Annotated in this window: 13 protein-coding genes; 4 read left to right on the top strand and 9 right to left on the bottom strand. The window is 37.0% G+C overall.

What is annotated here, in order from left to right; all coding sequences use genetic code 11:
- Positions 1-87: 87 nt before the first annotated feature.
- Positions 88-831, bottom strand: coding sequence for a LytR/AlgR family response regulator transcription factor (locus tag AC1D0Y_RS08630; protein WP_028407869.1), 744 nt, complete (start codon positions 829-831; stop codon positions 88-90).
- A gap of 751 nt (positions 832-1,582) precedes the next feature.
- Positions 1,583-3,238, bottom strand: a complete 1,656-nt coding sequence (locus AC1D0Y_RS08625; RefSeq protein WP_477707506.1) for an alkaline phosphatase — start codon at positions 3,236-3,238, stop codon at positions 1,583-1,585.
- 202 nt (positions 3,239-3,440) lie between these two features.
- Between AC1D0Y_RS08625 and AC1D0Y_RS08620 the strand changes: the two genes are divergently transcribed.
- Genes AC1D0Y_RS08620 through AC1D0Y_RS08610 form a run of 3 tightly spaced genes read left to right on the top strand, consistent with a single transcriptional unit; the run spans position 3,441 to position 7,198 of the window.
- On the top strand, positions 3,441-4,961 hold the full coding sequence (locus tag AC1D0Y_RS08620) for a spore germination protein (RefSeq protein ID WP_477707505.1): 1,521 nt from the start codon (positions 3,441-3,443) through the stop codon (positions 4,959-4,961).
- Between the two features lie 14 nt (positions 4,962-4,975).
- Positions 4,976-6,061, top strand: a complete 1,086-nt coding sequence (locus AC1D0Y_RS08615) for a Ger(x)C family spore germination protein (protein ID WP_060746698.1) — start codon at positions 4,976-4,978, stop codon at positions 6,059-6,061.
- 12 nt (positions 6,062-6,073) lie between these two features.
- Positions 6,074-7,198, top strand: a complete 1,125-nt coding sequence (locus AC1D0Y_RS08610; protein WP_060746697.1) for a GerAB/ArcD/ProY family transporter — start codon at positions 6,074-6,076, stop codon at positions 7,196-7,198.
- Positions 7,199-7,223: 25 nt separating this feature from the next.
- On the opposite strand, the gene msrA is transcribed toward AC1D0Y_RS08610, so the two are convergent.
- The 7 genes from msrA to AC1D0Y_RS08575 form a co-directional block, all read right to left on the bottom strand.
- Positions 7,224-8,186 (bottom strand): peptide-methionine (S)-S-oxide reductase MsrA, encoded by a 963-nt coding sequence (gene msrA, locus AC1D0Y_RS08605; protein WP_477707504.1) that lies wholly within the window; start codon positions 8,184-8,186, stop codon positions 7,224-7,226.
- A gap of 153 nt (positions 8,187-8,339) precedes the next feature.
- Positions 8,340-8,768 carry a MarR family winged helix-turn-helix transcriptional regulator gene (locus AC1D0Y_RS08600; RefSeq protein ID WP_028407863.1) on the bottom strand — a complete coding sequence of 143 codons (429 nt, stop codon included), beginning with the start codon at positions 8,766-8,768 and terminating at the stop codon, positions 8,340-8,342.
- Positions 8,769-8,970: 202 nt separating this feature from the next.
- Positions 8,971-9,471, bottom strand: a complete 501-nt coding sequence (locus AC1D0Y_RS08595) for a MerR family transcriptional regulator (RefSeq protein WP_028407862.1) — start codon at positions 9,469-9,471, stop codon at positions 8,971-8,973.
- A 136-nt stretch (positions 9,472-9,607) separates the two neighbouring features.
- Entirely contained in the window at positions 9,608-10,054 is a 447-nt protein-coding gene (locus tag AC1D0Y_RS08590; RefSeq protein ID WP_477707503.1) for a hypothetical protein, read from the bottom strand.
- Positions 10,055-10,175: 121 nt separating this feature from the next.
- Complete coding sequence (locus AC1D0Y_RS08585; protein WP_268798911.1) at positions 10,176-10,310, bottom strand: hypothetical protein; 135 nt, start codon at positions 10,308-10,310, stop codon at positions 10,176-10,178.
- Between the two features lie 114 nt (positions 10,311-10,424).
- Positions 10,425-11,591 carry an ABC transporter permease gene (locus tag AC1D0Y_RS08580; RefSeq protein ID WP_477707502.1) on the bottom strand — a complete coding sequence of 389 codons (1,167 nt, stop codon included), beginning with the start codon at positions 11,589-11,591 and terminating at the stop codon, positions 10,425-10,427.
- 1 nt (position 11,592) lies between these two features.
- Entirely contained in the window at positions 11,593-12,330 is a 738-nt protein-coding gene (locus tag AC1D0Y_RS08575; protein WP_028407859.1) for an ABC transporter ATP-binding protein, read from the bottom strand.
- Positions 12,331-12,505: 175 nt separating this feature from the next.
- On the opposite strand from AC1D0Y_RS08575, the gene AC1D0Y_RS08570 reads away from it, so the two are divergent.
- Positions 12,506-13,204 carry a LytR/AlgR family response regulator transcription factor gene (locus AC1D0Y_RS08570; protein WP_477707501.1) on the top strand — a complete coding sequence of 233 codons (699 nt, stop codon included), beginning with the start codon at positions 12,506-12,508 and terminating at the stop codon, positions 13,202-13,204.
- The last annotated feature ends 12 nt before the right edge of the window (positions 13,205-13,216 follow it).

Below are 13,216 nucleotides of genomic sequence, written 5' to 3'. Positions count from 1 at the left end.
TTCCGAAAGCAGACACATGAAAGAGACGAAACTTACATAAGCTTCGTCCTTTCATCAACATAGCTATTTTAGAAGCAGCAGCATCTTTTAATTCGTCATTAACTGATGCAGCTGTTTTTGAACGTCTTGGATTTTTAATTTTGAGATATGAGCATATTCATCAATTTCTAAGAAATAAACAAGATATGTTTCGTTTTTTGGTGTGATGTGCGAAACTTTCTGTAAATTCACGATATAAGACCGGTGTGTTTGACTAAATACAGAAGGGTTCAAATACATATAGATATCACTAATATTTTCATATGTCTCATAGACACGTGATTGAGTATAAATTAAGCATTTTTTTCCGGATTTCTCGATAAAAATAATTTGATCAATTGGAATGTAATAAGTAGAACCATTAAATTTTACAGGCAGTCTTTTTAATTGCTCACCTGGCTTTTTTGACTGATTTTTATCAATTCCAATGGAGTTTTTTGCCCGCTCTAACGCCATATAAAGCCTGGTTTTTTCAATCGGTTTTACAATGTAATCCAGTGCTGACAACTCAAATGCCTTTACAGCAAATTCATCATAACCGGTGATAAAAATGAAGTTTAAATTCGGCTTAATGCGCAGGCACTTTTTTATGGCATCTACACCGTTAATCGTAGGCATATTAATGTCTACGAGCAAAAGGTCTGGACTCTTAGCCATCACTTCCTGTACAAGCTGCTCTCCGTCTTTGCAGGTGCTAATCACTTCAAATTCCGGAAGCTGTTCTATAAAATAATCTAAAATTTCAACCGAATCTTCGTTATCATCGGCAATAATTAAGTTAATTTTGTTCATCCTGACTCCCCCTAGGATACAATGTTAAAGTATAGTACGAACTATTGCCCATTCTGTTTTATGCATGTCTACACATAGTTATAGTGTTTTTATGTTGAGATGAATGATCTACACGGACGCTAATCGTTAATGGAACGCACAACGATTGTTCATGGGGAATATTGCAATAATTGTAGGTTTTCTAGAAGAAGACATAAAAACCGTTTATCTATTATCATTTATTTTCCTAACAATGATTTAATACCCTTTTTATAATCTGTAAATCAGCATGCCAAAATCTTTATTTACTATTTTCGATAAAGACGACACGCTTTTTTCAATCATTTTGTTTTCTCTTACTATTAAAACATGTTCTACGCTCTTTCACCCATACTTTTATTCATTTTTTACTTTTTATTCAAGGTAATTACTTACATATTGTCCTTAATAACCATGACTTTGTGATTTCAGCCAAAAGAATTTATGTATTTTTTATTCATTTTATTATAAAAATTCTAGCATACAAAGGTATGAACTTACATATGTATTCCGAACTAGTTCCTTTTAAAACTATGATTATTATACCATTTCATAGTACAAATCACATATAGTTAAACGTGAAGACTTTCCATTTCTTTAAGTGTTCAAAGCTATTTATTTGTAAAATAAATAGCTTCATTCCTCTATAAAGGCTACATAACCTAATTAACCATCTATTATTTGTAAAAAAACAGGCCTAAAGTTATAACCCGGCCTGTTTTGTATTCATTTCTTATTTTTCATTTTTTACAATTTGCTGTGCTTGTTTCGATACAAAAAAGCGATTCTTTTTATCCTGTACCACCACGCTGTCCATTTGAATTTCTTTTCCGTTTACAATAGCAATATTTTTGTTTACTGGGAAACGCACCGTTCGCTTATTGTTTGTAACAACCAGCACAGGGTTGTTTTTGTCTTTTGAATCAACCGCTACCTTTGAGCCTTTAAAAGCTTTATTTGCCTCAATAAATAATTCATTTGTTAACTTGTTTAAGTTAATATTCATTGATTTAGCCATATGTTTGGCAATATCCGTATTATCAAAGTGCCCTGTTGGTCGATTTACACCGTACGAATACAGAAATACATCCTCACCCGTATGACCACCCGTTGTGAATCCAAGGTTTGCTCGGTTGGCTAATAACTTCGATAGTGCAGCACTGATTTCTTTTTTATCTCTTGCTTTAGTCAGCTGCGCTTTTTCCTCTGAAGTTAGATTGGACAAACCATACAAAGCAGCCACTTCTTCTTTATTTGATAAATCTTCTTTTAATTTAGACGTAGCACCTTCTAACGTCATTTTTGCTTTTTTTAACGGATCAATATAAGCAGAAACAGGTGTGGTATCGTACCCTTTTGTTGTATTTGCATTACCGATTGAAAGACCGCTGTTTCCGTGATCAGCAATCGCAATAACCATCGTATTTCCATCTTTTTCAGCGAACTCTACTGCTTTGCCTACTGCCTCATCAAACGCTAATACATCGCTAATCATTCCTACTGGATCATTCGCATGAGCTGCCCAATCCGTTTTGCTTCCTTCAACAAATAAGAAAAAACCGTCTTTATCTTTGGATAGTGTTGTTATTGCTTTATTTGTCATCTGGGACAACTTTGGCTGTTCTGCTTTTGTCTGCGGTCGGTCCATATCATACGCTAAGTCACGGTCGGCGAAGCTCCCCCAGATTTTTTGGGCGTGTGACTGCTCTAATTCCTTTTTATTTTCTACAAAGTCATATCCTCTTGTATTCAAAACATCGACTAAGTTTTCACCGTCTTTCCGGCTTTTTTCTTCTTTTCCTGGAAGAAGAGATTGCTTGCCTCCTCCAAGCACTACATCAATGTTTTGATACACTTGCTGCTCCGCTAGCGTTTGAAAATCATCACGGCTATAGTTGTGGGCTGAAAAACCAGCTGGTGTAGCGTGCTGGATTTCAGAAGTAGCCACAATTCCTGTCGCGCGCCCTGAAAGCTTTGCTCCTTCTAGAACGTTTGCTACGGGACGAAATTGATTTTCTTTTTCTACGGATTTAACCCCAGGTGTGTTCACTACTGAAGGAAGCACACCTACATAACCTGAATTTGATTTATTTCCTGTTGCTAAAGCAGTAGCTGCCGGAGCGGAATCTGTAATAGCAGATTCTGCCGAATACGCACGTACTCCCCCAGCCATCAGCTGATCCATATGTAACGGTTTTCCCTTGTACCATCTTGCGAGTGTAGTAGCATTTGAACTCGTCCCGTCCATTACCATCATAATGACATTTTGAGGCTTCTTAGCTGACTTATGCTCCACTTTTGCTTCCGTTTGAATAAGTGAGTTTCCTACACCAAACGAGGCCAATGCTACTGCTCCTGCCAGTGTAATACCTGCTAATTTTTTCTTCATATAAATGTACCCGCTCCTTTACTTAATTGTCTTCAACATGTCTAAAGTTACCATTCAAACGTAAATCCACTGTTTATCTGCTGTAAAAGAGTGTAAAGTTTGTCTTTATATTCTTCCTTTCTTCTTGAGAAAAAATAGTCGAATAAAAAGGAAGTACATGAACAAACTACCAGTAATAGAAAGTCATGCGAGGGGCACGGTTATGTTTAAACATTTATTTAAAAAAAAGAATGCAGACGATCAGCCCAAAAAAACATTGGATGAACTGATTAAACAATTTAAAAAATCAAGTGATTTCACAACATTAGCCATTGGTTCGCAGCATCGAAAGTACATCATTACTTATTTTAAGCAGCTCGTAAACATGCAAAGTGTTGAAGATAAAATACTCGAGCCTTTTCAAAAACTAGACTTCACGTTAAGCAGTATATATGAAGTTGAAAATGTTCTGCCGATTGAAGATATTTCAGTCACAAAAGATACAAAAGAAATTTTAGAAAAGATGCTGCGCGGCTACGTAATGTTTCAATTACATAAAGACGATAAGCTAGTAGCTCTTATTAAAGTTCAAAGCTTTGATACAGGGTTTCGAAAAGAAAATGAAACAGAAAATGAGTTCAGCGTCGTTGGTCCTAAAATTGGTTTTGTAGAGGATTTAGATGTCAATCTCTATTTAATGAGAAAAACGGTCATTTCCGAAAACCTTATTTTTAAAGAACTCACCGTAGGAAATAAATCAAAAACGCGTGTCGTTCTTGTTTACTTAGAAGGCGTAACGAACCCTCAGCACGTGGACACTATGACGCAGCGCCTGAAAGATATAGATTTCGACGTCATTTTTGATAGTACAATGCTTGATCAATTAATTTCCGATAATTCTTCTACGGCGTTTCCTCTGTTTTTAACAACAGAGCGGATCGACCGGGTCTTGTTCAGTCTGTTAAACGGCCAAGCTGCCTTTTTCTCAAGCGGTTCACCCTACGCAGTTACAGGTCCGTCAACGCTGCTTGACTTCTTTATTTCACCTGAAGACTACTATTTACCGTGGGTTCTAGGGTCATTTTTCCGAGTTATTCGTATTTTTGGCGTCTTTTTCTCTATTTTTGCTACGCCTCTTTATGTAGCCATTGTTACGTATCATTATGAGATGCTTCCAAAAGATCTTCTGGGGCCTATTATCTTTTCAAGGACAAACGTTCCTTTTCCACCGGTCATCGAAGTACTTTTTTTAGAAATCACCATTGAACTGCTTCGCGAAGCCGGGGCCAGACTTCCAACAAAAGTAGGGCAAACACTGGGAATCGTAGGAGGGATTGTTATTGGGCAAGCAACAGTCGAAGCGGCGTTAACAAGCAATATTTTGCTTATTATTGTTTCACTGACAGCTTTAGCTTCTTTTACAACGCCTATTTTTAAAATGTCTAATACCATCCGGCTGCTACGCTTTCCGTTTATTTTGTTTGCCACTGCGTTCGGTTTAGTCGGCATTACCTTTGGTTTTTGTTTCTTACTGGTTCATTTGCTTCGTTTAAAATCTTTGGGCATGCCTTATCTTGTTCCGCTTTTTCCGTTTCGTCCAACAGAGTATAGGGACACCTTCCTGCGATTGCCCTATAGTCATACGGCTAAGCGACCAAGCTACTTGCGTCCTTTAGAACGCTTTCGCTATAACCCTAATAAAGCGAATAAGACTAAACGAAAAAGTAATCTAGATAATGAGTAAAGCGGGGAAACGTCATGAAGAAAATACTTATTTTATGCACTTGCCTTACTTTCTTAACAAGCTGTGCAGACCGTGAAACGATTGACGAAATTCAAGTAGTTAACTCTATAGGATATGATTATATTCCTCAAAGCAATAAAGTCAGAGGAACCATTTTATACCCTATCTATAAATATGGACCAACGGAAGAACCAAGTATTATTGCAGCTACTGCTAATTCATCATTTGATATTCCACTTCGCTTAAACAATAAATCATCTCTTCCGGTCGCTTTTGGGCAGCTGAGGAGCATCGTCATGGGAAAAGAATTTGCAACACATGGCGTGGATGAATTAGTAAACACGATTGCTAGAAATCCAGACCTTGGACGTAATATTAAATTAAGCATTGCAGATGGCAACGCACATGAATTATTGAGCTCCGTTACCAAAAAGAAAATTAAGGACTATCAGTTTATTTCTAATTTGATCGAACAAAATATCCGAACAGAAAATTTGCCCAACACTAATTTACAAATTTTTTTATTCAGTTTTTTCAGCGACGACCGCGACCCTTATCTTCCTGTTTTAACGCAGCAAAAAGATGCTATTAAATTAAAGGGACTGGCGCTTTTCAAAAAACAAAAAGTCGTTACAACCATCGGAATGAAAGAAACGTTTCTATTTAAGCTGCTAACAAGCGGAACAAAACATGGCCGCTACTCAGTAACAATTAAAGAAAGTGACCGTAAAGGCGAAATTATACTGCAGAACTTGCGAACCAAAACAAAGTATGAAATTAAAGGAAATCATCAACATCCAAGTATTGTTGCGCACTTAACTATCGACGGTCTTGTAAAAGAGTTTCCCGGATGGATAAATTTAACAGATCCAGCTAGTATTAAAATGGTTGAAAAAACGCTTCAAAAAGATATTGAAAAAGATGGGGATGCCTTTATTAAGAAACTTCAGCGGCACAAAATCGACCCCATTTGTTTTACAGATTACGTTCGAAGTAAAACGCGAGGATTTAACAGTGAAAAATTCAAAGCACAATATCCGGATATGAATATTGAAGTAAAAGCTCGCGTTCACCTTATTCAAACCGGGATTAGCAACTAGGAGGAAGAAAAGATGCACAATACAATTAAAGAAGAAAATCAAGTTTCCCCTTCTTTTCTTTTTTTCTTAGTCCACTCTACGCAAATTGGTGTTGGAATACTAGGATTTCAGCGTTATATTATTAAAGGAGCTGGATATGAAGCTTGGATATCTATTTTCCTTGCTGCGATCAGCGTCTGTATTTTATTAGCGATGATTTTTAATATTTTAACCCGTGAAAACAGCGATATTGTCGATATCCATCGGTTATACTTTGGGAAATACCTTGGAGGAGCTTTAACTCTTGCGGCATCGGCTTATTATTTTATTTTTGCGTTAACTATTTACCGGACGTACGTAGAAATTTTACAAATATGGATGTTTCCACAGCTGGAAACATGGATTGTATCACTTGTTTACTTACCTATTATTTACTATACAGTTTCCGGTGGATTTCGTGTGATTACTGGAATTGCTTTTTTTGGGGTTATGCTTCCCTTGCCGCTCGCACTTGCATTGATTTACCCTCTGAAATACGGGCACCTTAATAATTTATTTCCTTTGTTTGACCACACGATATGGGAATTTTTAATTTCAACTAAGATGATGACTTTTGAGAATTTAGGATTTGAATCTGTGCTTTTTTTCTATCCTTTTATAAAAAATGGCGCTACTAGCCAAAAATGGGGTCAACTTGGGATATTGTTCAGTGCTTTTTTGTATTTATTCACAGCATTGGTTTCATTTTCCTACTTTAGCCAAGGACAATTAATGCATACAATCTGGCCAACTTTAACGATGGCCAAAATTATTGAAATTCCGTTTTTACAGCGTTTTGAATATATTTTAATTGCTCTGTGGCTTATAGTGGTTCTTCCTACGATTGCTGTCAGCGTATGGTGTACAATTCGTGGATTTAGTAAAACATTTAATAAGCCGCCTACGCTTTTTCTTATATTAGTTCTGATTGCCCTTCTTGGTTTTTCTATTTTCTTTGATGATCGAGAAACCATCGATCAGCTTAATACACGATTATCCATGACCGGCTTTTACTTTATTTATGGCTACATTCCTTTCCTTTTTCTCTATAGCCTCATTCGAGCTAAAATAAAACAAAAGAAAGCACAAAAAGAAGAGCGTGAGCCAACTTTAAGTTGAATCACGCTCTTTTTTTCATATTATTTTATTTCTTAAATAAAACAGCGTATTCCCCGTATCCTTCTTTTTCTAAATCTTCCTTCGGAACAAAGCGAAGAGCTGCTGAGTTGATGCAATAACGCAAGCCGCCTGCATCTTGCGGACCATCATCAAATAAATGACCTAAATGAGAGTTAGCGGTTTTGCTTCGTACTTCTGTACGAACCATATTATGACTAACGTCCATGTTTTCTTTTACTTCATCTTTATTAATCGCTTTTGTGAAAGACGGCCATCCGCATCCGGCATCATATTTATCAGTTGAACTAAACAACGGCTCTCCTGATACGATATCTACATAAATACCATCTTCCGTATGATCCCAAAATTCATTGCGAAACGGAGGTTCCGTTGCGTCGTTTTGAGTCACTTCATACTGAATGGGCGTTAATATCGTTTTCAGCTGCTCGTCCCGTCCAAAGTCTTTCCAGTTTTCTTTAATAAAACGATCACGTCCAGATCCTCGTCGATACATAGCATAGCGGAATTTATTTTTCTTATAATAACCTTGATGGTATTCTTCGGCTTCATAAAACGGTTTTGCCGGTAGAATTGGGGTAGCAATCGGCTCAGAAAAACGACCGCTTGCTTCTAATTGTCGTTTGGATTCTTCAGCTAGTGCCTTTTGATGTTCATTGTGATAAAAGATTGCTGTTCGATACGAGTCGCCTCGATCGGCAAATTGTCCGCCTGCATCCGTTGGATCAATTTGAGGCCAGTATAGTTCCAAAAGCTTTTCGTATGGAAAAACTTCTGGGTCAAAGGTAATTTGGACCGCTTCATAGTGGCCCGTTGTTTCTGAGCATACTTCTTTGTACGTCGGGTTCTCTTTGTGACCGCCTGTATAGCCAGATACAACTTTTATAATGCCTGGCTGTTCATCAAAAGGCTTCACCATACACCAAAAACAGCCGCCGGCAAAAGTTGCTACTTCATATTGTTCTGTCAAAAAGATGACCTCCTTCATGTGTTCTTTCTATTATTATACGCTGATTTTATGTTCTCACCAACTAACTTGCCTTTTATACTCTTTGCGTTTTAAGACAAAAAAATAATCAGTGAAGGCCATATTCACTGATTATTCTTCCGTATTTAAAGCGCTTTATTTTTGATCGCCTTTAATTTTGTGAAACAGTTTATTCATCGTTTCAATTTCTTTATCGGTAAAGTGCTCAAAACGCTCAAGGAAATAGGCTCGTTTCTTCTCTTGAATAGCATTAAAAATATCCTGTCCTTCCTTGGTCAGTTCGATATCAATAATACGCCGATCGTTTTCAGACCGTTTGCGTGCAATGTAGCCTTTTGATAAAAGCAAGTCGGTTACCGCCGTAATGTGGCTTGCTGACACTTGAAGATACTTTGATAAATCAGTTGATCGCTGCCTGCCGGAATCAACCAGCATACGAAGCACCATAAATTCATTTGTTGATAGCTCTGAATTGTATACTTCATTAATTTCTTGGCGAAGCTGTCTGAACACAAAGCGAAACAGCGTCTCCATTTCTTGAACGAGCTCTTCTCTTTTTTTCACTTGTCACTCTCCTTATCGCTATTGCATGATAACGAATATGTATTTACGAAAGTATTTCACTTTCTTAACTTAATTAGTTTTATCAAATTACTAAGCGTTTCGTCAACTATTATTGAGATTTTTTTCCACAAACCTGTACGAATTGATGTATTTTTCATAAAATTCCATAAAAAAAGCGATTTACCGTTATGGTAAATCGCTGCTAGTAGCTAAAAATACCGGTTAAAAAGCTTCTCCATCTCGGAACAGGCTTTTTACCTTTTAAGCTATCTTCACTTTTTAACTGACTTTCAAGTTCCACTACTCGATTTTCTAATTTCGTAATAACTTTATTTAATCGATCGATTTCTGAACGATGCTCTAAAATTTGAAACGTCACTACTTCTCCCGCTTTTTCTTCTGTACGCTTTTCATTTTCAATCAGCCTTAAAAAAAGCTGATCAAGCTGCTTTTGCATGTCTTGCGCACGTTCATCAGATATAACGACTTCCTCTTTTTCTACTACTTTTTCTACCACTTTGACGACGGCTTGACGATTGCGGTTTTTTTGAAAGTTTCTAAGTGCTTCAATGTTTTCTTCTGTAAACTCACAGTGTCCCGATTCATTTCTCTCTAGCTCGATATCCGCCATTTTGACCCACTTTAATACCGTACTTGGATGTATTCCCAGCGCTTTTGCCACATCTACCGTTTTCATCGTCATGTTCCATCCCTCCATTTTTTCATTTACTAGCCATTTCGAGAGAAATTTTTAAATCCCTTCATACGTGACAAAACTAGTATGAATTCGTCAAAGAAAGTGGACGTTCAACAAATGAAGAAAATGATGTCATTATTGCTTAGAAAAACTCGTACAATCCTTCTGCAAAATAACAAAATTCGTGCTGTGAAATCTGCTTGCCGTATCCCTTAAAAAAAGCAGCGCGCTCTTTACCGGTAAAAATTCCGCCTTCAAAGCGAACAGCAAGAGCCATATCATAACGGGCATCTCCGCAGGTTCCTCCGCTCCAGCCAATAACAGCTGTTTGAACAAATTTGTAAGCACTCGGGCTTTGAAAGTCCGACAGTGCCCGTATATTTTTTAATACATAATATTCCCTATATAACCATTTTCTGTACTTTTCCCCTTTTGTCCGCTTTAAAACATACTTTCCTTTAGCCGTATGAAGGATACCAACATTCGAGGTACATCCTTGCTTTGGAAACGTCACTTTTTCGATTTGCTTTACATACTTTTTTATCGAATGAGAAATTTCTTCTACTATAATATGATACAGCTGTTTCACTCTCCTTTCTTTCCATATTCTCTTTTAATTTCTATTTCCCTACAAAAAAGTTGAGACATAACGAAATCAATTGAATCTAGAGACAAACAACTGGGGTAAATGAGCTATTATGAGGCGCTTGTTACGCCGCTGTTGATTTCCGTGCAAAACTTCGCTTTCCGCGGGTGGCCGGTGAGCCTTCTCGTCGCTTCCGCTCCTGCGGGGTCTCACCTGTTCCGCTTTTCTCGCAGGAGTCTCCGGCTTTCCCTCCAATCAACAGCTAGAAGCAGCTAACTACCTACTTGAAACCTACGTTCACCATTCCAATAAAAAAATCCGAACGATTACTCGTTCGGATTTCTCTTCAACTAAATTACTTTTGCCCAGTCTCTTACCCTTTACCAAGCACCCAACGGCTTTTGGTAAACATCGTATAACCAATCGTAAATAAAACAATAATGCAAACCGACAAGCTTCCTGCTGTATACGCAAGACTCTGCATGTCATAGACACCATAGAGAAGCTGTTTCATAAGTGCAAATACGTTATAAATAGGAATTAAAAAGGCACTTGACTGCAGCTCGTTTACAGATTTCCCCATCATTAGGAAATATGGAAGCATCGCTACTGTAATGATTTGTGATGTATAGCTTTGCGCTTCTTTAACGGAGCTTGCTAAGAGACTAAAGATACAAAGAATTAGTCCTGCTAATAAAGCAAATAAAGTGATAGCTACTAGTAATGAAACGCCAAAAGCAACGAGGTGATTGGTTAGATTCAAGGCATCATTTAACGTCACGGTAAAGTAGCGTACAAAAAGCACAAATGAAATAGTAGAAAGAACTCCGCTTAAGACACCAAATGTAGAAATAGTGAACCATTTCCCTACTAGTAAATGTAGTCGTTTAACAGGAGCCATGAGTAGAGCTTCCATCGTTTTTCGCTCTTTTTCTCCTGCAAAAATATCATTAGCGGAAGGCAAGATACCTCCTAATATACCTATAATAATAATTAGGGGGGCATAAATTGCTACCATGTATAGTGAACTGGTATCTTCTTTTGAAACACTTTGTTCAATTACATGAAAGGGCTCAATCGTTTGATTATTAATATTTAATTGATTTAAACGTTCTTTTACGATGCCTTCTCTCTGTTTGTTTAGTATATTTGTAACGTACTCTGTCGCCCCTGAAGATTCTACACTACTTGGACTTGTATAAATCGTCACATCTGGAGATTGCGTATGGAAAATTTTATCGGAAAATTTCTTGTCAACTTTTAAAGCTACTAATGCTTTGCCTTTTTCTACTGTTTGAAGTGGATCTTCGCTTTCAATAATTTGAAGGTTTCTATCTCCCTTCAACCATTCCACTACACTTTTATCTGAGCCTTTCTCAACAGCTATAGACATACCATCAGATTGATCACTAGACATCATTCTATCTACAAAAAACAGCATCCCTATATTTAACAAAATCGGAATCAACACACTAAAGATAATCGTCTTTCGATCTCGCAAACAATCAATTAACTCTTTTTTATAAATATGCCAAATCATATTAAGCCCCCCTCACGATACGCGACATAAAGATATAGTTTAAGTCTGTGCTTTCCTCTTCTTTATACAGCTGTTCGTTTGTTCCTTGATAAATCATTTTCCCTTTATGAATCATGATGATAGACTGACACAGCATCTCCACTTCTTCCATAATGTGACTGGAAAAAATAATCGTTTTTCCTTCTCTTTGCAGACTTTTAATAAGCTCACGAAACATGTTTGCTGATGTAATGTCTAATCCTGTAGTCGGCTCATCAAATAGGATAACGTCCGGGTTATGAAGAATAGTGCGTGCAATGGCTACTTTTTGACGCATTCCTTTTGAAAAGCCTCCGACCCGGCGATCCAAGTAGTCTTTCATTCCAAAACGTTTGGCCAGTTCCTCGATCCTTATCTTTGTTTCATGTTTGCTCATGCCATAAAACTTAGCAAAATAAGCTAAGTTTTCACGAGCGGTTAAACGGTCGTATAAACCTGTTTCACCGCCAAAAAGCACGCCAATTCTTTGTTTTATTTTATCCGGCTGTTTATGAATGTTAATTCCATGAATGAACATATTACCTTCCGATGGTTCAAGTACAGTCGACAGCATACGTAAAAGAGTTGTTTTCCCCGCACCATTTTCACCTAATAGCCCTACAATTTCTCCTTGTGAGATAGTTACATGAATATCTTGAACTGCTGCAATTGTTTGCTTTTTCTCTTTAAAATATTTCGTAACACCTTTGATTTCAATCATATCCGCTCTCCCCTTTTACTGTGATTGACTATATATTAGCTTATTTTTCATACAGCATCTTCCATCTTGTCATAAAGAGGGTTTTTTATGTCGCGAAACGTCCTTTCCACCTTGTAAATCATGGTAAAATAGTGTGGTAATATCCAATAGAATGAAACAAAGAGGGTTTTTATTTATGAAAGTAGGATTAGTGGACGATCATTCATATGATTTAGAGAAATTGAGGATTTCTTTAGAAAGAGAAGATGATATAGACATCCTTTTTTCGACTAGCAGCGCGGAGGAAGCTTATAACGAAATTAAAAAAAATGAAATTAATTTATTAATTACAGATATTGAAATGCCAAAGCTATCAGGTTATGAGCTTGCAGACTTTATCAATGCTTACGCACTTGATATTCAAGTCATCTTTGTCACTGGGCACAGCGGCTTTGCCGTTCATGCATTTGAACTCAACGTTTTAGACTACATTATGAAGCCTTATTCTAAAGAGCGTCTGTTAAAAGGCATTCAGCGTTTTCATCAAAAAAAACAATCAACTGACACAAGAGATAAGCTTATTTTAAAACAAAAAACCGAAATGCAAGTGCTGAACAAACAAGATATTATATTTGCAGAACGAACGGGTCGCTCTACCACAATCATAACGACAAATGGAGAATTTAGTACCTATCAATCATTAAACGAAATTGAAAAAGAATTAACAGCGAGTCATTTTCTAAGGTCGCATCGAGCTTTTATTATAAACATTTCCTATGTTCAAAATTTCTCCCTATATACTAAGCACTCCTACTCAGTGATGTTTCAAAGCACCGAAAAAACAGCTTTAATCACGAAACCAAATTTAGACATCTTGCAAAGAGAATACTTTTAAAGGAGGGACTAT

The organism is Priestia sp. P1_B12_1 (assembly GCF_056406695.1).
This window is presented reverse-complemented; position numbering and strand designations above follow the sequence as displayed.

Excerpts from the sequence above, each read along its gene's own strand:
- AC1D0Y_RS08615 (WP_060746698.1), top strand. The coding sequence starts at position 4,976 with ATGAAGAAAATACTTATTTTATGCACTTGCCTTACTTTCTTAACAAGC.
- AC1D0Y_RS08570 (WP_477707501.1), top strand. The coding sequence starts at position 12,506 with ATGAAAGTAGGATTAGTGGACGATCATTCATATGATTTAGAGAAATTG.
- AC1D0Y_RS08625 (WP_477707506.1), bottom strand. The coding sequence starts at position 3,238 with ATGAAGAAAAAATTAGCAGGTATTACACTGGCAGGAGCAGTAGCATTG.
- AC1D0Y_RS08580 (WP_477707502.1), bottom strand. The coding sequence starts at position 11,591 with ATGATTTGGCATATTTATAAAAAAGAGTTAATTGATTGTTTGCGAGAT.
- AC1D0Y_RS08610 (WP_060746697.1), top strand. The coding sequence starts at position 6,074 with ATGCACAATACAATTAAAGAAGAAAATCAAGTTTCCCCTTCTTTTCTT.
- AC1D0Y_RS08575 (WP_028407859.1), bottom strand. The coding sequence starts at position 12,330 with ATGATTGAAATCAAAGGTGTTACGAAATATTTTAAAGAGAAAAAGCAA.
- AC1D0Y_RS08595 (WP_028407862.1), bottom strand. The coding sequence starts at position 9,471 with ATGACGATGAAAACGGTAGATGTGGCAAAAGCGCTGGGAATACATCCA.
- AC1D0Y_RS08620 (WP_477707505.1), top strand. The coding sequence starts at position 3,441 with ATGTTTAAACATTTATTTAAAAAAAAGAATGCAGACGATCAGCCCAAA.
- AC1D0Y_RS08630 (WP_028407869.1), bottom strand. The coding sequence starts at position 831 with ATGAACAAAATTAACTTAATTATTGCCGATGATAACGAAGATTCGGTT.